This window comes from Kitasatospora sp. NPDC088548, from assembly GCF_044753005.1.
In the GTDB taxonomy this organism is placed as follows: Bacteria; Actinomycetota; Actinomycetes; order Streptomycetales; family Streptomycetaceae; genus Kitasatospora.
On sequence record NZ_JBIVMI010000002.1, the window covers coordinates 44,911 to 71,330 of the forward strand.

At 73.6% G+C, this 26,420-nt stretch carries 4 protein-coding genes (1 of these 4 running past the window's edge); all 4 read right to left on the reverse strand.

All coding sequences use genetic code 11. The annotated features are described in order from the left end of the window. Positions 1 to 23,229, reverse strand: the 5' portion of a protein-coding gene (locus tag ACIP82_RS03340) for an EndoU domain-containing protein (RefSeq protein ID WP_400650398.1). The gene continues 12,459 nt to the left of window position 1, outside the view; only the first 23,229 of its 35,688 coding nucleotides appear in the window; it begins with the start codon at positions 23,227 to 23,229; its stop codon lies off the left edge, out of view. Positions 23,230 to 23,433: 204 nt separating this feature from the next. After that, a complete protein-coding gene (locus tag ACIP82_RS03345; protein WP_363611112.1) occupies positions 23,434 to 23,748 on the reverse strand; it encodes a hypothetical protein in 315 nt (104 codons plus the stop codon). Beyond that, positions 23,741 to 24,181 carry a YbaB/EbfC family nucleoid-associated protein gene (locus ACIP82_RS03350; RefSeq protein WP_363611114.1) on the reverse strand — a complete coding sequence of 147 codons (441 nt, stop codon included), beginning with the start codon at positions 24,179 to 24,181 and terminating at the stop codon, positions 23,741 to 23,743. The genes ACIP82_RS03345 and ACIP82_RS03350 overlap by 8 nt, the downstream gene beginning before the upstream one ends. Positions 24,182 to 24,256: 75 nt before the next feature. Next, positions 24,257 to 26,362 carry a hypothetical protein gene (locus ACIP82_RS03355; RefSeq protein ID WP_400650401.1) on the reverse strand — a complete coding sequence of 702 codons (2,106 nt, stop codon included), beginning with the start codon at positions 26,360 to 26,362 and terminating at the stop codon, positions 24,257 to 24,259. Positions 26,363 to 26,420: the final 58 nt, after the last annotated feature.

Here is a 26,420-nt window from a genome sequence, read left to right on the forward strand (position 1 = left end):
GATCCGGTCGCCCCGGACCTCGCCCTCGATCCGCACGCCGCCGTACTCGCCCAGCCAGTGGTACGTGCTGTCCGCCCCCCGCTCCCGCGCGCTGCTCTCCGCGGTCGCCCGACTGCGCTGGTACCCCTCCTCCCGGCGGGCCGTGAGCGGGTTCCCGCCGTCCGGCATGCCGCCGTCCGACGGCCGTTCGCCCGCCCGGAGGGCGGCGTGGTGGGCCTGCTCGGCCGCGTAGGCGGCCTGCTCCACCGTCCAGTGCCTGGGGAACATCGTCCGCGTCGTCGGAGCGGAGCGGGGCACCTCGATGTCGCCGGCCAGGGTGCTGGTCCGGACCGTCCGTTCGACGGCCTCCCCCGCCACCTCGAAGGTGCCGTTGCGGTTCAGGGAACCAGCCACCACACGCGGCTGCTCCCGGTCCCCGCTCGACGAGGGGAACAGGTGGCCGCCCCGGCCGCGCGGTCCGTCCTCGCCGTGCAGCGCGGCGCGGATGACGTCGGCTCCGAGCTTGGCCCGCTTCGGCAGCCCGTCGGCCGTGTAGCCCTGGGTGACCCCGTCGAGGGTCCGGTCGATACCCGCACCCAGCTGGCGCAGGTTGCGCGGCTGCAGGACCCCGTCGGTCATGATGCGGACCGGCCCCCCGCCGAGGTGGTCCGCGCCGATCGAAGCCCGGCCGTCGGGCTCCGTGCGCAGGGATCCCATCAGGCCCCCGTCCGGATACACGGGGCGGCGTCCACGACCGGGCCTCGCCTCGGCGTACTCGTCGGGCAGCCCGAGATGGTGCCCGAGCTCGTGGGCGAGCGTCGTCGCGTCGGTGCCCAGGTGCCACTGCTGATGGTGCTCACGCCCGTCCCTGGCGGTGATCGCCACGGTCCGGGCGGCCGGACCGGGGGTTTCGAGGAGTTGGGCCCGGACCCTCAGCAGATCGCCGTTGGGCAGCCGCTGACCGAGGTTGTAGGTCCGATCGACGCCCTCCGCCATCCGGGCCCTGAGCTCGTCCAGCGCCTGCCGGATTCCGGGATCCCTCAGGTCGAGGCCGCGGGTGTCCAGGTGGAGCCGGACCGTCACCACACTCTCGTGGTCCCCTCCCGGCAGGTCGCGCCGGTGCACCTCGAACCCCTGGGCATCGCGCGCCTCCAGTCCTCGGACGAACTCCCACTCCGGCGGTCCCACGGTGGTGAGGGGCCGCCCCAGGTCCTCCGTGACGGAGACGTTGCGGTGGTGTGCCTCGCCCCAGAAGTCGGTGATCAGACCGTTCTCGGTCCGGACGTTGATCCGGAGGCCGCCGAAGGAACCGCGGTGAACCATCGGGACCGCCGCCCCGCCGACGGCGTCGGCGAGGGGCGTGCCCGCGTTGTTCGTCCGGACCACGTGCGCGGCATACCGCCGCGCATCCGCCGGCCAGTCCTGCGGCAGACGCCGGCCGGCGTCGGTGGCGAGGTCGGACGCGAACGACGACGCGACGTCCTCCGCCCGGCCGTGGACCCAGCCGTCGCCCGGCCCGGTCCCGGTGCCGTCGTGCGGCGACGGGACCGACACGGCGTGCAGCCGGGCCCCCGGGTCCAGCGGCGGCATCCCGTCGACGAGCTGGTCCAGCAGACCGTGCAGCCCGGCCTGCTCGACCTCCATGGCCAACGCGGGCGCCAGCTCGTCGAAGCCGGTCACGGTGTCTTCCCGCATGTCGATGCGCGGGCGGCCCTCCGACACGTCGTCGAACTCCAGCCGGAGCCGGACCGGCGGGGCACCGGGCGACCGGAGCGCGGCGTCCTGGACGTAGGCGTCGGCGAGCCCCTGCAGGTGCTCCATCATCGCCTGGGCCTCAGGGTGTTCGAGGCCTCCGGGGTGCCGCAGCTCGAACTCGGCGGTGACCTCCAGGCCTTCCTGGCCGCTGTCGAACAGCACCCGCCGGACGGTCAGCGGTGGTCCGAGGGCCACGGCGACCGGCACGTGGGCGTCGCCGACGTGGGCCACGTGGTCCTCACCGGGCCAGCTGGCATGCGGCGCGTGCGGCTGGTGCAGGGTCGGGCTGTGCAGGACGATCCGGCCGTCGACGGCGATGCCCTCGATCCGCACACCGCCCGCCTCACCGACCCAGTACTGGGCAGTGCCGTTGGGCAGTTGCTCAAGGCGTCGGCCCTGCGGCCCCTCCACCCAGTGCAGGGAGTCCGCCGGCATGTTCTCCGTCCGGAACCTGTTGACGAACGCCTCGACGGCATGCTGCGCGGTGGTCTGCGCCGTCCAGTCCCGCGGGTAGTACGCCCCCCTGCCCGCGGCCTGCGCCGGCCGGCGCAGGTTCTGCGGGAGGGCCGCCTCCGGCGACCCCGGGGCGACTCCGTCGACCGGCGACCAGTCGTACACCCGCACGACACCGTTGTGGTCCGTGCTGTGGCTGTCGGCCGGCCAGGCGGAGGGGCGCACCGGTTCGGTCGGCGTCCCGTCGAGGTTCGTCGCGGGGTGCCAGACCCCGCCGGCGGGGGGAACGGTGCGGGCCCGGGCCGGGCCGCCGGCGCCGGCGCCGGCGGGATTGCCGACCGACAGGGTGTCCGGCCCCACGGCCCCGACGATGCCGCTGTGCAGCGGGCCGCCGTCCGTGGTGCCCGGTGCGAAGTGCTGCGGGAGGTCCCCCGGGCCCCCCGTCAGCAGACTCGCCAGACCGTCCACCATCCCGGCCATGTGCTCGTCGTACACGCCCCCCGGCGGCGACGCCTCCGGACCGTCCCCCGCCAGCAGACTCGCCAGACCGTCCACCATCCCGCCCATGTGCTCGTCGTACACGCCCCCCGGCGGCGACGCCTCCGGACCGTCCCCCGCCAGCAGACTCGCCAGACCGTCCACCATCCCGCCCATGTGCTCGTCGTACACGCCCCCCGGCGGCGACGCCTCCGGACCGTCCCCCGCCGGCGGGTTCCCGGGCCCGACCTCCTCCGGATCGGGGTGTATGACCAGGGGTTCGACCGTCCCGGGCAGACCGGGCGCGCGAAGTGGCGCCGCCTCGACCGCCTGAGGGGCGCGCGGGAGCGGGACAAGGGCCCCCACAGGATGCTGCCCGGCCAGCGAGTGGATGTACTCCCCGAGGAACTGCCCCTGATGCTCCGAGAGGACATAGACGTCCGACGTCAGGGCGTAGATGAGGCCACGAGCATCGTTCCGGCTCGCGTTCGGGCTCTCCAGGCGTCCGAGCCAGGACACCACATCCCCGGCATTCCCCCCACGACTGTGCGCGGCCGCCGGGTCGTCGGTGAAGGCCAGCCGAAGCCGCGCCAGGTCACCTCCCTGGCCGAGGTACCTGTCCACCTGGTACTGCAGCCTGGCCTGGAGCCCGGCTGGGTCGGTCGCCACCTCGTCCGGACTCAGGTGGACCGGAACGGTCAGCTCGGTCCCCGTCTGGTCGCCGGCGAACTGGACTGCGCGCAGCCTCCCTTGGCGGCCCGGCGCGAGCGAGACGGTGTTCTGGGGCGACTCCGCGACGATGGTGGAGTCGTTCCACAACCGGTGCGGTTGGTCGAGGGTCGGGCGGTGGGTGAGGTGCCGGCCGTCCAGGGTGATCCCCTCGATCCGGACGCCGAGTGCCGTGCCGATCCAGTGCTCGGGCCCGGCACCGGGCGGGCTCTGCTGACGACGGTTCGCGTACGCCTCCGAGACCGCGTGCTCGACCGTGGAGGGCGTCCAGTTCCTGGGGTAGAACGTGTGGGCCTGCCAGTCGTCCCGCCGGCGCCAGGAGTCCGGGTGCCTGGCCTCGGGGGAGTCCGGGTTGATGCCCGGCTTGAGGAACCACACCCCGGCCCGGTAGGTGCCGTTGTCGTTCCTCATCCACGGCTCGTTGACCCGAATGCCGAAGAACTCGCCGGACTCCGCCGTCGGCTGGTGGTGCACACCGTCGAGCGTGTGGCGGTTGCCGTAGCGGACGTGGTCCTCGGTCGCCTGGCCGAACGCGCCCTCGGTGGAACGCCAGGGCAGGTGCGCGGGCTTGTCCAGCCCGTCCTGCCAGGTCGAGGGACGGAACGAGACGATCTGCTCGCCCCGCACCTCGCCCTCGATCCGCACGCCGGCGTACTCACCCAGGAAGTGGTAGGTCAGCTCGCCCGAGCGCTCGATGCCCACCGTCCGGCGGGCACTGAGCGGGTGCTCACCGGGGCGCGGGCCGTCGAGCAGCCCGGCACCCGCCGAGGGGACGAGCGGCTGGGCGTCACCGGCCCGCCGGGCGGCGAGGTGCGCCTGCTCGGCCGCGTACACGGCCTGCTCCGTCGTCCAGTGCTTCGGGAACATCGTCCGCGTCGTCCGGCCGGGGCCGGGCACCTCGATGTCGCCCGCCAGCCGACCGCTGTGCGTCGCCCGCTCGGCGGTCGTGCTCTCCACCTGGAAGGTGCCGTTGCGGTTCAGCGACCCGGCCACCTCGGCCTGCCGCGGCCGACCCGAGCCCGGCAGCGGATACAGGTGCCCGCCCCGGCCGTCCGGGTTGCCGCGCAGCGCGGTCTCGATGACCTCGCCGCGCAGGCCGACCCGCGTCGGCAGCCCGTCGGCCGTGAAACCCGCCTCGGGCCGGCCGAGGACCCGGTCGATCCCCGTCCCCAGCTGCCGCAGATTGCGCGGCTGAAGGACCTGGTCGGCCGCGCGGCGCTCCGGCCACCCGTAGGGGTTGTCGCTCTCGACGTCGAAGCGGCCGCCGCGGATCACGGTCTGGCCTCCCATCAGACCGCCGTCCGGGTACACCGCGCGGTGGCCCCAGCCGGGCTTCGCCTCGCGGTACTCGTCGGGGAGCCCGAGGTGGTGGCCGAGTTCGTGCGCGAGGACGTACGACTCAAGGCCCAGGTGCCACGCCACGTGGTGCGCGCGCCCCGGCTCGGGGTTGATCACGATGGTCTGGGCACGCGGCCCGGCCGTGTCGAGGAACTCGACCCGGATCCGCAACTGGTCGCCGTTGGGCAGCCGCTGGCCGAGGTTGTACGCCCGGTCGACGCCCTCCGCGGCCCGCCCCTTCATCGCGTCCAGCGCCTTGCGGACCTCCGGGTTCCGCAGATCCAGGGGGCTGGTGTCCAGGTGGAGCCGCATCGTCAGCACGGTCTCGCGGTCACCGTCGGGCAGGTCGACCCGATGGACCTCGAACCGCTGCCCGTGGCGGGTCTGCATCCCCCGGACGAACTCGACCTCCGGCGGCCCCACCGTTGTCAGACGGTTCCCCAGGTCCTCGGCGGCGGAGACCCGTCGTGCGAGTGGCTCGCCCCAGAAGTCGGTGATCAGACCGTCCCTGACCAGCACGTTGAGCCGGACACCACCGAAGGTGCCGCGGTGAACCATCGCGACCGGGGTGTCGGCGGCCGGGGTCGCATGGCCAGGAGTGCCCTCGACCGGTACCTCGTAGCCCCGCTCACCCCTGGCCGGCATCGCGTGGTCCGGCAGGCCCTCGCTGTGCGTCATGACCCAGTGGGCGGCGTACTCCCTCGTCTCCGGTGCCCAGTCCTCGGGCAGGCCGCGTCGCGTCGCGGCGTCGACTCCGGGGTGGAACCGGCCGCCGATGTCGTGCGCCGGGGCCGGGGTCCACGCCCCGGGCGGGAGTTCCGGTGCGTCGGTCCGCAAGTCCGCCCGAAGTCCGTCGAGGTCACCGATCGTCCTGTCCCACAGGGACGGCACGATCTCCTCCAAAGTCCTCGGACCCCGGCCGCCTCCGACGACGACATCGGCATCGCCGTCGCCGGGCACGTCGAGGAACTCCAGCCGCAGCCGGAACAGCGTGTCCCCGCGGTTCCCGGCCATGGCGACCAGGTGGTCGGCCTGCTCCTGCAGTTGGCGCTTCACCGCGTCAACGGCAGCCGCGTCCGTCCCGGCGTCCTGCGCCAGTCGGATCCGGGGGGACACCTCCAGACCCTCCCGACCGTTCTCGAACAGCACCCGCCGAGCGCGCAGCGGCACCTCGAACATGCCGTCGGCCACGGGCCCGGACGCGCCCTCCCGAACCATGCGGTCCGCGGGCCACGCCCCGGACCACTGGTCGGCCGCCGGGCTGTGGACGACCACCCGGTCGTCCACCGCGACGCCCTCGATCCGTACCCCGTCGACCTCGCCCACCCAGTGCACGGCCCGGCCCTGGGGAAGCTCGGCGGGCACCGGACCCTCCGGGCCGTCGGCCCAGTACAGCGCGCGGTCCGGCAGGCGGTCTTCACGGGAACGGTTCCCGAAGGCCTCCTGAACCCGCTGTTCGGTGCTCTGCGCCGTCCAGTCCCGCGGATAGTACGTGCCCTTGCTCGGCGCGTCCTCGGCCCGGCGGAGATTGGACGGCAGGCCCGCCTCGGCCGATCCCGGCTCGACCCCCGGGACCGGCGACCACTCGTGAACGCGCACCACGCCGTTGCGGTCGGTCGTGTGCCCGCCGGCCGGCCAGGCGTCCGGCCGTACCAGGTCCGGAGCGCCCATCACGTGCCAGGACCCACCGGCCTTCGGGACGAACGGCCGCACCGCGACACCGGGCGGCGGCTCAACGGCCTTCCCGTCGATCCCGGTCTCCGGGCGGACGTCGATGATCAGCCAGTCGTCCATCCGGCGCACGTACGTCATGGCGACGTTCTCGAACGTCACCCGGCCGGTCACCCGGTCCGGGTCGCCCGGGAGCACCCGTTCGGGTTCCGTCGTCCCCTTCGTCACCGCGTACATGGCGTCGTGGGCCGTCCAACCGCCCGGCAGATGCCCCTCGCGCGAGACGAACTCAGGGACGAACGCCGGCTCGATCAGGCTCATTTCCTGCGGCGTCACCTGGGTCTGGACCTGCGGCCGCCGACTGGTCCCGGGCTCGATCAGATCCGACATCCGCACCTGGGGCTCGGGCAGCCACCGCGTGCTCGGCGCCCTGGCCGCCAGCTCGGCGAGGTCCCCGTCGGCCAGGCCGGTGAAGTCCGGAAGCAAGGTCGTCAGATCGATGTCGGCCTCATGGTTCTCCGGCGTGATCCGGGTGTCGGAGTGCGCACCCTCCGGTGACCCGACAAGTCGGACGGTGATCCGGGTCAGGCTGAAGCCCGGCACCCCGTGGTTCTCGGCGTAGGCGTTCGCGGCGAGCTGCACCCGCCGCACGTAGGCCGACTGTTCGCCCGCATCGAGTCCGTCGAACCGCAGCCGGACCGGAACGACGAACTCGACGCCGAACTCGGCGTTGTTGAAGCGGACCCGCTGCACGGCGACCTCGCGGTCGTTGTCCGCTCCGATCCCCTCCACGTGCCGCGGCGTGCGCGCCTCCACGGCATCCCGGTCCCAACTGCCCTGCTCGTACTGCAGACCGGCCGGGCGATGGACGACGTGCTGCCCGTTCCTGGTGACGCCCTCGATCCGGACGCCCTCTGCGGCACCGACCCAGTAGGTGCTCCCGTCGGCGCGCACGAAGCTGTGCTCCGGCGTCTCGGCAGCACGCTCCACCGCGGCGAGAAGCCGCTCGGACGTCCAGTGCTTCGGGTAGAACGTGTGCGCTTCCCCGTCCGCCCGGCTCTGCCAGCGGGTCGGGAACCGGGACGCCGGCGAGGACGGGGAGATCACGGGATCCAGGAACCAGACCCTCCCCTGGTAGGTGCCGTTGGGGTGCCGGCCACCGTGTACCGGCGGATCGACCCGGAGACCGTGCTTCTCGGCGACCCCGGCCTCCGGCGGGTGGTGGGCGCCCGTGAAGGTCTGCCGGTCGCCGTAGCGGACGACGTCCGACACCCGCTGCCCGAACAACCCGTCGGTGGCGCTCCACGGCACGTAGGCAGGCGTGTCGAGCCCGCTCTGGTCGCGCGAGGGCCGGAACGAGGTGAAGTCGGCTCCCCGGATCTCACCCTCGATCCGCACCCCGGCGTACTCGCCGGTCCAGCGGTACGAGACCGGCCCGGTCTCGGTGACATCGCCGGTCCGGCGGGCGTGCAGGTAGGCCTGCTGCGCCGCGTACACCGCGTCGTCGGCCGTCCAGTGCTCGGGGAACATCATCCGGACCCGCCCGGGCCCCGAGAGGGCCGTGTCGTCCGCCACCCGGCCGCCCGGCGCCTCACCGGCGTCGGCGAGGAACGTGCCGTTGCGGTTGACCGCACCGTTCTCGCCGAGGAGCGCGCCATTGGGGTTGACGTCACGTTCCTCGCCGAGGTTCGGGCCCTCGCGGTTGATGTCACGCGGCAACGGCGACAGGCGGCGCCGCTCGGAGGCCGCCGGCGGGGTCAGGTGCCCGCCCCGGCCGTCCGGGCCGTCGAAGAGCGCGGCCCGCCGCACGGCCTCGGGGAACACCGCCCGCTCCGGCGGCTCGAACCCGTTCGGCTTCCGCGGGGTCGTCCCGAAGGCCCGGTCGAGCACCTCACCCAGCTGGATCAGGTTGCGTGGCATCAGCTGGTTCGCGCCGCCGAACTCCTCGCTCTGCAGCGTCCGGTAGTCCCAGTCGACCGCGTAGCGGCCGACGGTGTCCTTGAAGCCGCCTCCCATCAGCCCGGCGTCCGCGTACACCGGCCGCGGGCCCACCGACGCGGCACGGCGCTCGTCGTCCAGGCCGATCATGTAGCCGATCTTCTGAGCCTGGACGGACCACGGATCGTGCAGTCCCCAGTCACCCGGCTGCCGGCGTTCGTGGGGCTGCCGCACCGTGATCGTGTGGGCGGCCTCCGACGGGCGGTCGGCGAAGCGGACCTCGACCTTCAGCAGGTCCCCGTTGGGCAGCCGCTGGCCCCGGTCGAAAGCCTGGCTGACCGCCTCCTCGACCCGGCCCCGAAGGAGCGGCAGCTCCGTCGCGTAGGGCTCCGCGTTCGGGTCCGCCTCCTGCCCCACCCTGAGGTGCAGATTCACCGACAGGACGGTCTGCGTGTCGCCATCGGGCAAGGCGACCCGTCGGGCCTCGAAGCGCAACCCCGTGCGCTCCTGGATGGCGGCCGTGGCCAGCAATCGCACCGGCTCGGGCGAAGAATCGAACAGCCGTTGCCCGAACCGCTGTCCGGGCTCGCCCCAGACGTCCGTGATGAGCCCGTTCTCGTGGCGCACGTTGATCCGGACGCCGGCGAACTCGTCACGGAGCACGACCGGCGGCCTGCCGTCGGCGCCCGGACCGCCGACCACGTCGCCCGCCAGTGGGTAGTGGCCCTGGTCGAGAAGGTCCCTGCGGGCGCGGTAGATGTCGGCGGCGGCCCGGCGGACCTCGTCCGCCGTCCATTCCGCCGGCAGGCCGCGACGGGACTCCCAGGCCGGCCCGCTGAACAACAACCGGTCGCCCTCGACGGTCCCCCCGAACCCGTCGAGCAGGGCGGGCACCGGCTCGTCGGCAGCCGGCAAGCCCGGCTCGCGCAGGTGGAGCAGCGGGAGGTCTTCTCGCGTGGCCAGCCGTGGCGCCTGCTCGGTGAGCCGGTCCAGCGCGGCGGTCAGGCCCGGCCCGTCGGCGACGAGCTCCGCCGGCAGGTGGTCGGCCAGCAGCACCAGGAGGGTGTCGGCCGAAACGGTGCGGGTCAGCTGGGCGGCGGCCGGATCCTCGGTGAACTCCAGATCCACGGTCACCAGCCGGCCGTCGGCCCGGACGACGACATGATCGTCGGCCTGCCGTCGCAGCTGGTCCCTGGCCCCGGCCAACTGCTGGGGCGTCGCCCCCGCCTCCCCCTGCAGGTGGACCTTGACGGAGAACCGGACGGCCTCCTGGCCGCTGTCGAGCAGGTGGCGCCGACCGGTCAGGGTCAGTGCGCCGACCGCCACGTCCGCCGGCTCGGAGCGGTCCGCCACGCCGCGCGGGTCCCAGCGGTCGTACGGGGCGTGCGGCGTCGTCTCCGCCGGGCCGTGGGCCACGATCCGGCCGTCCCGGGAGATGCCCACGACCGGCATCAGGCTGATGTAGTCCCCCAGCCACCGGACGGTGCGGCCACCGTCCGTGGACAGCTCCCTGCTCCGGCTCTCGAAGGCCTGCTGGGCCACCTCCGCCATGATCTCGGGCGGGACCCACTCCGGGTAGAGCAGGTGCCCACGGTCGTCGGCCGACGTGTGCCAACGGGAGCCGAAGGCGGCCATCGGCGCCCCCGGCTCCACGGCCTCGTCCAGCGTCCACACGCGCACGCGTTGGAAATCGTGCACGTTCGCCGGAGGAAGATCCACCAGGTCCACGCCCCTGGCCTGCAGTTCCTCGGGCGTGGGACGGGTGTGGATCTCGGCGGAACTCCACCAGCCCCGACGGACCGTCGGTTCCCCGGCGGTGCGGGGCGCGGGGCGGAGCACCTCGTACGGTGGCGGCGTCAGGCCCCGCTGGTCGGCGGAGGGACGGAAGGAGAGGAACTCGCCGTTCTCCCCCAGCTCGCCCTCGATCCGGACACCGGCGTACTCGCCCTGCCAGTGGTGACCGGTCCCCGTCCCGACGACTCCGCCGTTGCGGCGGGCGTCGAGGTAGGCCTGCTCGGCCGCGTACACGGCCCGCTCCTCGGTCCAGTGCGCCGGGAAGCGGGTGTGCTCCCGGCCCGCGCCGGCCTCGTCGCTCCGGGTCTGCAAGGTGCCGTTGGCATGGCGGTGGACCACCTCGCCCAGGGCCGCTTCGCGCAGCACCTCCCTCCGGACGTCCGCTCCGAACGTCGCCCTGGCCGGCGGGTTTTCGGCCCCGTGGCCGGCTCCGGCGGGCAGGCCGAACGCCTGGTCGACCTCGGCCCCCAGCTCGCGCAGCCGCTCCGCGGACGGGACGGGGACGGCCCGGTCGGTGCCGCCGGCCAGGTGGTTCTCCACCGGCAGGCCGAGCAGGCGCCCCAGGTGGTGGACCATCGTCTCCCGCGAGGTCGTCACACCCCAGGAGGCCTCGTCGCCGGCCGCCGTCGTGGGGTTCAGCCGGACGGTGTGATGAGCGGTTCCGGGGGCGTCGACGAACTCGATTCGAACACGAAGCACCCGGCCGTCGGGCAGCCGGTGGCCGGTGTTGAAGGCCTCTGCGGCCTCCCTGGCCGTGACCTTCAGGTCCTCCGCCGTGCGGTTCCAGCCGGCGCGCTCCCACGGCTGCGCGGCCGACACGTCCAGGTGGGTGCGCAGGACGAGGACGGTGGCCTCCTCCCCGCCCTCGCCCAGGGTGCCGCGCCGCACCTCGAACGGCCGCTGCGGGCCGGCACCGGGCGCGGCTGCCGCCAGGTGGCCGGGCTGCGGCACCAGCGGGATCTCGACCGACGCGTGGCCGGTCAGCAGCGCCGACCTCGGGTCGGGCGCGGCCGCGTGCTGCGCCGCGGTGTGCGCGACCGGCGCCGGCGCGTGCAGCATCTGCAGGTCCGGCCGCTCCGCGCGGGGGCGGGGCCGGTGCTGGGGCTCGAAGACCTGGTCCGGCGTCCCGTGGAAGTCGGTGATCTCACCGTTCGTCAGCTCGACCCGGAGCTCGGCACCGGCGAAGCGCCCGACGACGGTCTCCGACGAGCCCGGGGCGACCCCGGCCAGGTCCGCGACCCTCCGCGCCGCGTGGCGCTGTTCCACGACCGTCCACTCGGGGGGCAGGCCGCGGCCCGCACCGGCGGCGAGACCCGCCGCGATGGCCGGCCCGGCGCCCGCGTCCAGGCGTGCGTCCGTCTCCAGCCGGGTCACGGTCTGCGGGCGCTCACCGGTGCCGGGGGTCACCGGCGGGCGCAGCGGCGCCGCCGGCGCCACGTCGTCCAGGTGGAGGCGGTGGGCCCAGGTGACCGGATGCGCTCCGTCGAGTTCGGTGACGAGCCCGCGGAGGTTCCAGAGGCGCGAACGGAGATTCGTCTCGAATACGAAATCGATGGCCGGCGACAGTGGTGGGAGCCCCGGAGTGACAGCCTCGGGCCGGACGAAGTCGAGCCTCACCCGGACCGACGGGTCGCCGGGCTGGAGCGACTGCCGGGTGTAGGTGTCCGCGATCCCCTGGAGCGCCCTCCGCTGCTCGGGAGTCGTCTCGCCCGCCCGCACCTGGACGACCAGCTCGCTGCGCAACTCGCCGTTGCCGAGCAGGTCGCGGCGGAAGGTGACGCCGATGTGGTCACCGTCCTGCTGCAACGGGTGCGCCACGAAGGTGGTCACCACCCTGCCGCCGTCACCGTGGCGGAACGGCTGCCAGGTGGTCGGCCGGTGGGCGAGGTGCTGACCGTCGCGGAAGATGCCCTCGATCCGGACGCCCTGGGACGTCCCGATCCAGTGCAGGCTCCCGTCGGCCAGCTCCGTCTCGTGCAGCCTGGCCCGGTAGGCCTGGTCCACCTGGTCGAGGAGCTGCTCGGGCCCCCATTCCCTGGGGTAGAACATCTGGCTCGGCTCGTCGGCGCGGCGGTACTGCCGGGACGGGAAGTCGCTCAGCGGCGCGTGCGGCGAGACCGCCGGGTCCAGGTACCAGACGGTCGCCCGGTAGGTGCCGTTGGCGTTCGCCGGCTGGGGCGGGTCGATGCGCAGGCCGTGGTCGGCGGGCGTCATACGCCGCCCGTGGTGGTGGACGCCGGTGAGGGTGTGCCGGTCGCCGTAGCGGGCCAGGTCCTCGACCCGGTGGCCGAAGAGCTGCGCCTCCCTGGGCGGCAGCCAGGGCGGTGTGTCGAGCCCGCTCTGGTCGAGCGAGGGCCGGAACGAGGTGAAGTCGTCCCCCCGGATCTCGCCCTCGATGCGCACCCCGGCGTACTCGCCGGTCCAGCGGTACGAGACGGGGCCGGTCTCGGTGACGCCACCGGTCCGGCGGGCGTCCAGGTAGGCCTGCTTCGCCGCGTACACCGCGTCGTCGGCCGTCCAGTGCTCGGGGAACATCATCCGCAGCGACCGGGAATCGAGGCGCGCGTCCGGCGCGCCCGCCAGCCGGTCGCCGGGGACCTCGGCGCCTGCCACCAGGTAGGTGCCGTTGTGGTTGAGGGTCCTGGGCAACGGCTCCGGCCGGGGACGCTCGGAGGCCGCCGGCGGGGCCAGGTGCCCGCCCCGGCCGTCCGGCCCGTCGTGGAGCGCGGCCCGCCGGGTGTCCTCACCGAAGGACGCCCGGGCCGGGAGCTCGCCGGGGTCGGGCTGCCGGGGGGCGGTCCCGAAGGCCCGGTCGAGCACCGCGCCCAGCTCGTCCAGGTTGTGGGGCCGCAGCGCCACCGGGGGGTTGGCGGTCCTGTCGTGCTCCATGAGGGGGTGGTCCGCGTCGTACCAGACCCGGCCGCGCTGGTCGAGCGTGGGAGCGGTCATGAGGCCGGGCTCCGGGTAGACCGGCCGGGGGCCGGCCTCCGCACGCCGGTACTCGTCCCCGAGGCCGAGCAGGTGGCCCACCTCGTGGCCGATCACCCTCGGGGCGGAGTGCACGCCCCAGCTCTGCGCGTCCTCCTGCGTCTGGTCGAGCTGGACGTCGACGACGTGGTGGGCGTCCTCCGGACGGTCGACGAACTGGACCGCGACCTCCAGCAGGTCTCCGTTGGGCAGCCGCTGGCCCTGGTCGAAGACGTCCCGGACGCCCGCCTCGGCGGTGAGCAGCATCCGGTCGAGGTTCCGCGCGATCTCTGTCGGGCTCGTCCCCAGGTCGATCGGGCGCGGGTGGATCCGGACGGTCAGGACGGTCCTGGTGTCCCCGCCGGGCTCCGCCACCCGCCGGGCCTCGTAGGACTGGATGAACTGGGCCTGCAGGCCGGCGAGGAACGGATCGGTGGGCGGCCGGACCTCCGCCGTGGCCAGCACCCGCACGGGCGCCGGCGCCGGGGCCGCCAAGGCCTGGTCGCCGAGGCGCTGGCCGGGCGCGGCCCAGAAGTCCGTGATCATCCCGCGGTCGACCAGCAGCCTGAGGCCGACACCGGCGAACTCACCGGTGAGGATCTCCGGTTGCGGGCGGCCCCGGCCGCTGCCCCGAAGATCCTGGAAGACCTGGTGGGCGGCGTGGCGGGCCTCGTCACGTGTCCACTCCGGAGGCAGGCCGAAGCCGCCGTTGTCCCGGGCGGTGGGGGCGAACGGGCCCAGGACGCGCTCCGGGGCCGGGGGCGGCACAACGACGGTGTCGAGCGACGCCTCGTGGTCCTCGGCGGGGTCGCGCAGGCGGAGCAGTGGCGCGAAGTCGGGGTTCATGTCCCTCCGCGCGCGACGGGTGGCGTCGGACACGGCGTCGACCAGCTCGGCGGCCCGCTCCGGCCGGAGCGCCTGCGGCAGGAGGTCGGTGAGGTTCGGGCCGTCCCCGGGGTGGACGGCGGTGCTCCAGTCGGCGTCCCGCGGGTCCGTGGTGAACTCCAGCGACAGCGCCAGGCGCCGGTTCTCGAAGGGGTCGTCGGGGTTCGAGCGACCACGGTAGTCGTCGAAGTGCCGGCCGGCCCGGCGGGCCAGCTGCTCCTGCACCTGGTGGACCTGCTCGGGCGTCATCCCGACGGCCGGCCTCAGCTGGATCCTGAGGGTGACCAGGTGGACCTCGTGGCCGCTGTCGCGGAGGAGCCACCGTCCGCCCATGGCCTGGCCCTGGAACCGCACCTCCCTCTCGTCCGACAGGAAGAGCTCGCGGCTCTGCCTCCAGTACGGGTTGGGGTCGGGCCGGTCCTCGGCCGGTCCGTGCGCCACGACCCGGCCGTCCTGCGAGATCCCGGCGATCGGCAGCTCGTCGAAGCCGCCGAGCCAGCGGGTCCGGCCGTCCCTCAGGCCGACGCGGAGGGTCTGGGGGTCGGCCGCCACCGTGGCGGCCGCATGGGCGGCCTGCTCGGGCGTCCAGTGCTCGGGGTAGAGCAGGTGCCCGCGCGGGTCCGGCGACCGCTGCCAGCGTGACGGGAACTGCGCCAACGGCGCGCCCGGGGCCACGGCCGGGTCGAGCTCCCGGACATCCGCCTGACGGGCGCCGTAGTCGGTCTCCTCCATCCCGTCCGAGAACCGCACGCCCCGGCGCCCCGCACCCGGCAGGCCGCCGCCGTGGGTGGGCAGGTCCGGGGAGAACCCGGCCGCCGTCAGGCCGTCCTGGTCGGCGGACGGGCGGAACGAGACGAACCCGCCCGCGCCGTCCAGCTCGCCCTCGATCCGGACGCCCGCGTACTCGCCCTGCCAGTGGCGGCCGGTCTCGGTATCCTCGACCCCGCCGTTGCGGCGTGCGTGGAGGTACGCCTGCTCGGCCGCGTACACCGCGCCCTCGGCGGTCCAGCGGGCCGGGAACAGGGTGCTCTCCCCGCCCGTCTCCGTCCGGACCAGCACGGTGCCGTTGGCGTGGCGCCACATCACCCGGTCCGGGCCGATCGCCTCCGGATGGAGGCCGGCCGGCAGGTGGCCCGCCGTCCCGGGGCCTCCGGTCAGCGCCCTGGTGCGGACCGCCTCGTCGAACACCGCCCTGGTCGGCAGGGGGGAGGAGTCGGTCCGGAAGGGCCCGCCAGACACCTGGTCCGCGACGCCGCCCAGCGCGTTCAGCCGCTCCGGTGTCAGCGCCGGGACGACCCGGCCCGCTCCGCCGCCCGTGTGCACCTCGACCGGCAGGTCGAAGGCGCGGCCCAGCTGGTGGACCAGCTCCTCCTGGGAGATCCCCAGGTGCCAGTTCCGGTCGTTCTGACGGGCGCTGCCGTCGTGCAGGCGCACCGTGCGGTGGGCGTCGGCCGCGTTCTCCACGAACTCCACCCGTACCCGCAGCAGGCTGCCGTCGGGCAGCCGGTGGCCGGTGCTGAACTGCTCGGCCCCGGCCCTGACCCGCGCCTCCAGCGCGTTCACCGCGGCCGTCCGGTCGACCGGCCGGCCCTGCGCGTCGTGGGTCGGCAGGACCGAGCGGTCCAGGTGGGTCCGCAGGACGAGGACCGTGGCGTCCTCCCCGCCCTGCCGCAAGGTGCCCCTCCGCAGCTCGAACCGGCGCTGTGGACCGCCGGCCGGCGTGACCTCGGCCGAGGTGTGACCCGGCCGCAGCTCGGTTGCCGGGTCTGGAGCCGCGTGCGGAACGGCAGCCGCCGACGACGAGGAAGAGGAGGAGGAAGAGGAGGACGTCAGCGGCGCGCCGCTCGGCTCGGGAAGGGGGTGGGTGCGCTGGGGCGGGAACGTCTGGTCCGGCAGACCGCTGAAGTCCACGATCCGGCCGCCCTCGGTCCGGATCTCCATCCCGATCCCGCCGTACCGGCGCTCGGTGATCCGCTGGTTCGGGTTGTCCGGATCCACCCGGCTGGAGACCAGGGTCGCGTTGGCCGCCGCGTACCTGGCTTCGGCCGGGGTCCACTCGCGGGGCAGGCCGCGGCCGGCGTCCGGGGCGAGCGACGCGGCGAAGGCCCGTGTGAGGAACGGCTCCGCCTCCGTCATCCGGCTGACGGTGGGCGGGCGTTCACCCGTCCCGGGTGTACCGGGCTCGCGCAGCGGGGGCGCCACCGGGCGCGGGGGCCCGCTGTCCGTCCAGCCGGCCCCCGGGGCGCCGTCACCGAGCGAGCGGACCAGCTCCGGGAAGGGGGTCGGGGCGTCGGTCAACTCGGGCAGGAACGTCCGCAGGTCGAGGACGTCCGGGTCGGTGTCGCTGCGGACCGTGGCCCTGAAGTGGGTGTCCTGGGTGTTCTCGGTGAACTCGATCCTCAGCTTCACCGGCGGATCGCCCGCCGTCCGCTGTGCGCGGACGTAGGCGTCGGTGGCCTTCTGGAGCGCCTTCGGGAACTCCGCGACCGGGCCGGGCCGCATGCCCTCCTCGAAGCTCAGGTGCACCTTGGCGGTGAGTTCGATGCCCTCCTGCCCGCTGTCGAACCGGGCGTGCCGGACGGTCACCTCGTGGCCGCCGGCGCCGACCCTCACGGAGGTCGGCGCGGACAGCTCGACCACACTCTCCTGGCGCCAGTGGGTGAGCGGCTGCTCGGTGGTCGGCCGGTGGACCAGGTGGAGCCCGTCCCGGGTGATCCCCTCGATCCGCACACCGCGTGCCTCGCCCACCCAGTGCACCGCACCGGAGTCCGTGCGCCGGGAGCTGCTCCGCGCCGCGTACGCGTCCCGGGCGGCGTCCAGGACGTCGCCCGGCGACCAGTTCTCGGGGTACAGCGTGTGCGTCTCGCCGTCGGCGCGGCGGTGCCAGCGTGACGGGAAGTTCTCCATCGGGGAGCCGGGGGCCACGGTCGGGTCGAGGAACCAGACGTCCGCCCGGTAGGTGCCGTTGTCGTGGGCCGGGGACGACGACCGCTCCACCTTGATGCCGTGGACCTGGGCGGCCGCCGGGGTCGGTGCGTGGTGGACGCCGGTGAGGGTCTGCCGGTCGCCGAAGCGGGTGTGCACCTCCGTGCCCAGACCGAAGACCCGGTTCGCGGGTCGCATCGGCTCGTGGGTCGGGGTGACCAGCCCGGTCTGGTCCTCGGAGGGCCGGAAGGTGCCGAAGTGACCGTTGGTCAGTTCGCCCTCGATCCGCACGCCGCCGTACTCGCCGACCCAGTGGTACGCGGCACCGTTCTCGGTGACCCGGCCGGTGCGGCGGGCCGTGTGGTAGGCCTGCTCGGCCGCGTACACGGCGTCGTCCGCCGTCCAGTGCTCGGGGAACATCGTCCGCTTGCCGCCCTGCGGCCCGTCGGCGGGCGCCGGACGGGGCGTCACCGCGAGATCGCCGGCCGACGCGCTGGTGACCACCCGCGGCGGCTCGACGGGCGGGGTCTCGATCCGGAAGGTGCCGTTGCGGTTCACCGGCTCGTTCGCCCGCTCCGGGCGGGGCCGGTCCGATCCCGGGCCCGGGTACAGGTGGCCGCCGGTGCCGTCCTCGCCGCCGTACAGCGCCGTACGGCGGGCCTGCTCGTCGAAGCCCGCCCGCGGCGGCGGTCCGCCGGGGGTCTGCGGCCGGACCGGCACGTCGAGCGCCGAGTCGACGACGGCACCGAGGTCCCGCAGGTAGCGCGGCGGCAGGCCGAGCGGGGCCCGTTGGCCGTCGACGACGAGCTGGTGGTCCTGGTCCACCGAGAACAGACCGGACCGGTTCAGCTCGTTGGAGGCCATGAGTGCGCCGTCCTCGTACACGGCCCGCGGGCCGAACCGGGCCTCGCGGTACTCGTCGGGCAGGCCCAGCGCGTGGCCGAGCTCGTGGGCGAGCGTCCGCTCGTCGGTGCCGAGGCTCCACTCCGTCAGGGACTCCCGCTCGCTGCTGCGGTGGATGACGGCGGTGTGATGGGCCTCCTCCGCGTGGTCCACGAACTCCACCTGGACCCGCAGCAGATCGCCGTTGGGGAGCCGCTGGTCCCGGTTGAACTGCTCGCCGACGCCGCGCCTCGCCCTGTCCCGCAGCTCGGCCAGCCCGGTACGGGTGGGCTCGTCCAGACCCGCTCCGGCCGTGGACTCCAGCCCCGAGGTGTCCAGGTGCAGCCGCAGCGTCAGCACGGTCTGGGTGTCCCCGTCGGGGAGTCCGACGCGCGCGGCCTCGAAGGACTGCCAGCGGCGGCCCGACAGCCCGCGTTCGAAGGCGTCCACCGGCGGGCGGACCTCGGCGGTGGCGAGGACGCGGCGCGGGCCGGTCTCCACGGTGTGCCGCGAGGTCCCGTCGTCCGTGCGGACGCCCCAGAAGTCGGTGATCCGGCCGTTCACCACCTGAACGCCGATCTCGACGCCCGCGATGGTCCTCAGGCGCACCGGCGGGGCCACCGCTCCGGTGGCCAGGAGGTCCGGCCGACCGCCCAGCGTGGACCGCGCGACCTGGTCGGCCGCGAACCGGGCCTCCTCGGCGGTCCACTCCGGCGGAAGCCCCCGGTGCGGCTTGTCCCAGGCCTCCTCGGTGAAGGACTTCCGCAGGCCGGGCAGCAGCGGCGTCATGGCGTCCGTGGTCCGGGGCAGCGGCTCGCCCGGGTGGACCGTGCCGGGCTCGCGCAGGCTGCCGGGCACCGGCTCCGGGAGGGCGCCCACCCGGAGGCCGTCCAGGGCCGCCAAGTTCGGGGCGGAGCGCTCCGCCATGAACATCAGAGTGTGCTGACCACCCGCCTCCAGCAGGGGGGCGAGGTGGTTGCGCAGCTCGGGCGCCGTACCGGCGGTGACCGGGTGGCTGGAGTGGCTGCCGTCCGGGCTGTCCGTGAACTCCAGCCGCAGGTCGAGCAGGACCTCGTCGGGGAACTGCTGGGCGATGTACTCGTCGGCCTGTGTCTGGAGTCGCTGTCGTGCCTCGGTCACCTGGGCGGGCGTCATCGCGCCGTCCGCCTCCAGATGGATCCGCGCGGTGAGCTGGATGCCCTCCTGGCCGCTGTCGAACAGGACCCGCCGCAGGGTCACCGGGGCGTTCTGCCCCACCCCCAGCCTGACGGTGACGGGCGCCGAGCCGCCGACCTCGCCGGCCGCGTCCCAGCGGCCGTAAGGGGCGCGCGGGTTCGGCTGCGTCCCGGCCGGCCGGTGGACGAGGATCCGGCCGTCCCGGCTGAGTCCCTCGATCCGGACGCCGTAGGCCTCGCCGACCCAGTGCTCCGTCCGGCCGTCGGCCAGCGGCACCCGCCGCGTCGGGCCGGCGGCAGCGTCCTGCGCCGCCCACCCGGTCTGCTCGGCCGTCCAGTGCTCCGGGTAGCGCATCGGCGCCGGCCCGTCGGCCGGGCGGTGCCAGCGGCTCGGGAGCTCGGCCAGCGGCGAGTCCGTCGGCAGGGCCGGGTCCAGGAACCAGACCTCCCCGCGGGCGGTGCCGTTGGCGTGCAGGGTCGCCGGGTCCACGGGGGCGACCTGGAGGCCGTTCGCGTTCGCCGCCCAGGGATCGACGTTGTGGTGGACGCCGGTCATGGTCCGCCGGTCCCCGTAGTCGGAGCCGCGGCCGAGCCCTGCGGCGTGCGCCGGTGCGGGCCGGTCCGGTGCGTAGGCCGGAGCGGTCAGCCCCTCCTGGTTCCCCGAGGGCTGGAAGGAGGTGATCAGGCCGTCGCGCTGCTCCCCGCTGAACCGCACCCCCGCGTACTCGCCCACCCACCGGCGGGCGGTCGGCGGCAGCCCCCGACTCACGGCGTCGAGGTGGGCCTGCTCGGCCGCGTACACGGCCTCGTCCGCCGTCCAGTGCGCCGGGAAGAGCGTCCGCTCCTGCACGGCGTCGCCCGTCGTCGTCTCCAGCCGCAGGGTGCGGTTGGGGTTCTCGTGGTACGTCCCGCCCGGGCCGGCCTCCCGGAGGGCGGGCGTCAGCAGACGGCCGTCCGGCCCGTACAGCGCGGCGTCGCGGACCTGGGGCGCGACGGTGGGGCGCGGTGCGGGAGCGGCGCCCTCCGGCCCGGTCACCGGGGTGAAGGCGCCGTCGACGGCGGTGCCCACCTCACGCAGCCCGCGCGTGACCGGTCCCTGCACGCTCCGGCGCGCACCGGGGGCGGTCTCACCGTGCGTCTCACGGTGGTCGTCCCGCAGGCCGAGGGCGTGGCCGAGCTCGTGGGCGAGCACGTCGCGGCTCACCCGCAGGCCCCAGTTGGCCCCGTCCTGGCGGACGGTGCCGGCGTGCAGCTTCACCGTGTGGTGGGCGGCGTCGGGCGCGTCGACGAACTCGACCCGGACCCGCAGCACGCTGCCGTCCGGCAGCTTGTGGCCGTTGTTGTAGGCGTCCGCCACGGCGGTCAGGGCGCGCCCGCGCACGGCCTCCACGGCCGGCTCGGAGCCCGCCGGGAGCGCGGAGGCGTCCAGGTGCGTCCGCAGGACGAGTTCGGTCGCCCGGGTGCCGTCCGGCAGGGTGCCGCGCCGCGCCTCGAACGGCTTTGCCACGGTGGTGTCCTGGGTCCCGGCGGGCCGCCGGACGTCCGCCGAGGTGTAGTCCGCCGCCAGGTACGAGCCGGGCGGCACGGGCACGACGTTCTGGTCCTCGCCACCGTGCGGCGGGACCACCGTGGGCGTCAGCGGGTCGGTGCTGTCCCCGGGCACCACGGGGTGGTCGACCGGCGTGAGCGGCGGCGTCACGGCCGACTGGCCGGCGAGCTCGGCGGATTCGGTGGATTCGGTGGACCGGGTGGGCGCCCGCGGGGTCAGCGGCGGCAGCTCGGTCGTCGAGTCCCGCGCGGTGTCCGCCTGCGGCTTCCCGGACTTCGGGGTCTGGCCGGGGTCGTCGGTCAGCAACTGGGGCGTCGTCGGCGGCTCGTCGCCCTGGGTGCGGCCGGGCCGGCCGGTGTCCTGGCCCAGCAGGATCGACGCGATGCTCTCGGTCGGCCGCTCGGTCCCGGTGCGCGGCTCCTGCGCCGGGTGGCGCCCGTTGGGGTCGGTGCCCGCCGGCGGGCGCGGCGTGGTGGGCGGCGCAGGGTTCGGACCCGGGTGGTCGGAGGAGGCGGTGGGGACGGGCGCCGGCCTGCCGACGGTGCCGTTCGCGGGGGCGGTCGTCGCCGTGGCGGTCTGCTGCGTCTGCTGCGGCGTGTGCTGGTTCGACTCCTCGGTCCGGTTGGGCTGGACCGGCGGCAGGTCGGTGACGGACTGGGTGGTCCGGGGGGTCGGCCTGCCGGGCGCACCGGTCTTCGGGGCGTCCTGCTTCGGCGTCTCGGACCTCGGCGTCTCGGACCTCGGCGCGTCCGGCTTCGGGCCGGTCGCCGGGTCGTCGTGCGACTGCACCCGGACGGGCGGGGTGGTGGCCGGCCCGGCGGTGGTCGAGGTGGCCGGCTTGGCGTTCGGCGCCAGGTGCTCGTCCGTGCTGGAGGTCCGCGACGGCCGCGCCGGCGGAGGCGTGGCGGGGGCGTCGAGGCTGCCGAGGTCACCGAGGAAGTGCAGGCCGGCCAGGCCCACCGGCTCGTGCGCGGAGCGCTCGTCGGCCACGAAGTCCGCGTACTGCAGCAGCGACTGCATCCACTCGGCGACCTCCGGGTCGGCCTTCGGGGAGTTGATCTTGAGCCCCGAGGCGTGCCCGATGTTCTCGGCCACGTCCTCCAGCGAGTTGATGTGCCGCAGGCTGGCGGCCTCGAAGTCATGGCTGTGCCCCATCCGGGGCACCGGGAACGGCACCACCTTGCCGGACGCGAGGCAGGCCAGGGCGGCGAAGTTGATCGGGTGGTAGAGCGGGAAGTGCGAGGACGCCCCGGCTTCCACCGCCGCGTTCTGGGTCGTCTGGACCCAGTCGACGTACCTGTGCATCAGCGGGCCGGCGCCGACGTGCATGACGTGGCCCATCATGCCGGTCAGCATCCCGCCGAGGAAGCTTCCCCCGGTGACGGTGAACTCGTGGTTCTCCCCGAAGATGAGGTTGTAGAAGCCCTCGGTGAGGACGTTCTGCACACCGGCCTGGATGTACCCGCCGACCGCCACCCCGAGGCCGTAGGCCCTGTTCCCGCTCCCCATCTGCTCGGCGAGCGCGGGCAGTTCCTGGGTCAGCATCTTCACCTGGCGCGCGGAGAGCTTCTCCGCGCTCTCGTGCGAGAGGGCCCCTTCGAGCGCGCCCTTGACGCCTTCGAGCCGCTCCGCGCCCTTGGCCCCCCACTTGGAGGCGAAGGCCTCGCCGAACTCCTTGCCGAGCGCCTTGGCGGCCGCGGCCCCGCCGAGTTCCTTGCCGAGGTGCTTCGTGAAGACCTTCTCCATCTCCTTGACGAACATCCCGGAGAGGGCGTCGGTCCCCTTCTTCCCGAAGCCGTGCTGCAGTTGCTCGGTGGCCGCCTCCATCAGGCTGCCGAGCTCGCGCGCGAAGGCCTTGGCCTCGGCCTTGGTGAAGGTCTCTCCCGCGACCTTCTCCCCCGACTTCGCGAGCCCCTTGCCCACCGAACCCAGCGGCCCCTTCAACGCGTCCTTCTCGGCCGCCTTGGTGGCCGACTCCAGCAGGGCCTTGAGGCCCTGGATGTCGCCGTGCACCAGGTAGTTGCTCAGCTGGTCGGCCAGCAGCCGGCCGCCGCTCTTGCCGAGCAGCTTCCCGAGCAGCTTGCCGAGCCCCAGCCCGAAGAGTTCCAGCGGGCCGCCGAGCACACCGCCGATGACGCCGAAGAGGAGCGCCTGCTTGGTGTACTCCTTGTCGATGTGGTCGCGGTTGCCCTGCCCGATCTGGAGGTTCTGGATGATGCCGTCCATCAGCAGACCACCCACGATGCCCGAGAACGTGTGCATCGCGATGGTCTTGAGCAGGTACTTCATCAGCGCCTGGAGCGCGACCTTGGTGAGCAGCTTCCTGAGCACCAGCCCGGACAGGCTGGCGCCGAAGCTGAACGGCGCCCAGAAGATCGCCAGCGCGATCTCGATCATCAGCTGCACCAGCTGGGCGATCGCCATCCACTTGGTGTACTCGACCGAGTTGGCCACGTCGCCGGCGCAGTCCGCCAGCGCCTTGGCGGTCTTGGCCGCCGCCGACACGTAGTCCTCCCCGTTCCCGCCGGCCTTGCCGATGAACGAGTTCAGCTGCCAGGCGAACTTCGTGGCGGCCTCGCCCTCGAACTGGTCCTTGCAGTGCTTCGCCACCTTGGCGATCAGGTCGTGCAGTTCGGGCAGTTCCTGAGCCAACCGCTCGTAGGCGTCCCGCACCTCGCGCAGGTCTCCCTCCTTCACCTCCGGCCAGGGCATGCCGGTGATGATCGTGAAGAAGCGCGCTGTCGAGGCATTGACCTCGATCGAGGAGTGGGGCACGTGCTGCCTGCCGTTCCGGTCGTTCCAGGGGGCGCCCGCGCGCCGTCACCGCTTGTCGGGGGTCCTACGGCCGGGTTGTCCGCCGGTCCGGGGAGGGCTTCAGAGGGCTGGGGTCGGAGGGTTGGGGTCGGAAGCCCGGGCTCAGAGGCCGTTGGCGAGGTCGAGGGAGTGGTCGTCGGCCCTGTCGAGCGTCTCGGCCAGCACCTCACCGTTCTCGCCGACCGAACCCATCGTGCCGTTGATCTTGAGGATCAGCTGGTACAGGTTCGTGGTGCCCTCGTCGACCTGCGCGTGGTACTGCTGGCCGATCTCGTCGTGGCCGCCGACCGTCAGGTTCGTTTCGTTGATGAACTCCGCGTCCGCCAGGACCTTCGCGGTCAGCTTCTTCAGCTCGAAGAACTCGGCGAAGCTCTGCTTGAGCATCGCGGTCTTGGCCGTGGTGCCATGGCTAGCCATGGAACTCCTCCTGACGGTCCGCCTTCTTCTTCCGGTCCGGCGCCTCGTAGCCCGGGCGCATCGCCCAGAGCGGTTCGAGGATCTCGTCGAGCTCGGTGCCGCCGGTCATGGAGAGCCGCAGGGTGTCGCCGAGGCCGTCGAACCGGCCGATCCGTTCGGCGACCTGCTCGCCCACGGCCGCGCGGGCCTCGTTGAGCGAGTCGGTGAGGACCTTCGCCAGTTCGGCGGGGGCCATCTCGCGGTAGCCGTTGGTGTGGAAGGTCATCGAGACGACCTGCCCCTGCGAGCCGACCTTGACGGTGACCATCCGGTCCTTGGAGGTGACCGAGGCGGTGAGCTCGTTCATCTCCTTCTGCATCGCCTCGGCCTTGGCCAGCTCGCTCTGCATGTCAGCCATCGCCTGGGCGATCTGTTCCGCGAACGGGTTGCTCATGTGCTGCTTCCTGTCTTGTCGTCAAAGGCCGGGCCGCCGGGCCCACCCGAGGGCGGGCCCGGCACCCCAGTTGCGTCAGCGTCCGATGACGCCGTGCACGGCACCGGTCTCGGTGCCCCAGGTCTCTTCGTCCTCCGCCAGCCAGGTGGTGCGCCGGCGGTCCTTGTCGTTGGGACCGCCCTGGCCGCCCATGCCGCCACCGGGCGGCATCATCGGCGGCATGCCGCCGGAGCTGGTGGCGGTCTGCCGGCCGGTCAGCAGGGCCTGCTCCTGGGCGGCGGCCCGGGCGGCCTTCTCGGCGGCCATCCGCTCGGCGTTGGCCTGGTCGACCGCGACCTTCATGGCGTTCGGGTCGCCACCGGAGGCGAGCGCCCGGGAGCTCAGGCCACCGCCCATTCCGGTGATCATCGGGCCGCCACCGGGGGTGAGCAGACCCCCCGAACCCGAACCGGACAGGCCGCCGAGGCCGCCCGTGCCGTAGGAGAAGCCGCCGGGGCCGAAGTTACTGGGCGTCAGCAGGTCGTCCCCGCCACCACCGCCACCGGAGTACCGGTCGGCGAGCAGCTGCCGGTACTGCGAGACGGTGTTGCCCTTGTCGTCGCGCAGAGTGCCGTCCGGCCCGATGGTGTAGTTCGGGCCGGCCACCATGGGGTTGCCGCTGGAGTCGAGCACGGGATTGCCGTTCTCGTCGACGATCCGCCCGTCCTTGGTGATCACGGAGCCGGGCGGCACGGTGACGGGCCGGCCCGATCCGCCGCCGCCCAGCAGGAGGTCGTCGGGCAGGAGCCCGCCGCCGGGGCTGGGGTTGCCGATGAGGTCGAGGCCCGTGCCGCTGCCGCTGCCGGTGCCGTTCCCGCTGCCGGTGCCGGTGCCGACCGAGCCGAGACCGAGGTTCGTCAGGCTCGGCCCGCCGCCGCTGGTCCCGTTCCCCTCCAGCTTGAGGTCCGGGCCACCCGGGTTCTTGAGGTCCGGGCCGCCCATGTTCTTCAGGTCCGGGCCGCCCATGTTCTTCAGATCGGGCCCGCCGCCACCGTCGCCGGAGGTCTTGAGGGTGGGGTCGTCGATCTTCGGGTTGCCGATGTCGCTGGTCTTGTCGTCCTTGGTGGGGTCGGTCTCGTCCTTCTTCGGCGTGGGCATGATGAGCGGGAAGGGCTTGAGCGGCGTGGCCGCACCCGAGGTGGTCCCGTAGGCCTTGGCGATCTCGCCGAGCGCCGTCTCGGCCGCCTTGTCCAGGATGGAAACGATGTTCTCCACCCAGATCGCCCGCGCCCTGGCCTCCACCTTCGTCCAGAAGTCGGTCGTTTGGGGATCGCCGAACGTCGCGCCCTTCAGGGTGAATTTCAGGTCCAGTGTGCCGGAGGTCGTGTCCTTGAGCGTTCCGGTGGTCTCGGGGATCTTCTGGCCGAACGAGACGTTCTGGGCGACCTGCGTCACCTCCAGCGTCGCGTCCTTGAGCCCCTCCGTGAGGGCCGAGGTCACGGCGTTCGTCGGCCAGGCGTTGGGCGAGGCCCACCATTCGTTCCACCCGGTCATGAGCGTCTCCATCGCCGTCCTGAAAACGGCGTCGCAGGACGTGGGGCCGGCCGTCAGGTAGCTCTGCACATTGGTGCGGGCCATATTGCGCCGGTCGGCGTCGATTTCGTTCCTGAACGCGAGCAGGACGGCACGGAAGGCCCCCGCCGCACTTCCCTGCCAGTCACTGTCCTTCGAGGCGACGGTGTTCGCCCATTTGCCGATCTCCTCGACCCAGCCGTCGAGGAAGTGGGTCACCTCCGTCAGGGCGTTCGCCACGTCGCCGAACACCAGGACGTTGAACGAGTCAGTGACGCGCGGGACGGCGTTGTACATGCGCTTCAGCGGCGCCACGCTGCCCGTGAACCCCGCCAGCTTGGCGCCCGGGCCGTCGAGGTTGGGATACAGGATGTGGGCGCCGACCACATAGCTGGCGTTGTAGGTGTAACCACCCGGAGTGGTGTATTTGAAGAACCAGGCCACCCAGGAGTCCAGATTCTGACCAGTACCTCCCGTCTCCTGTCCCTGCCAGCCCGAGTAGTCGTCGGCGACCGTGTTGTCCTTGTTGATCCACGGCTTGTCGTCGTCGTGAACCGTGTCCCGGCTGGTCGGCGCCGTGTCGTTCGACGCTGCGAGAAAGGTGAGCGCGTCTTCCCACTTGTAAACCATGACAGACCCTTCTGCGGCCGAGCGCGACCGAACATGAGACGGGGCCGGCCCAGGATCG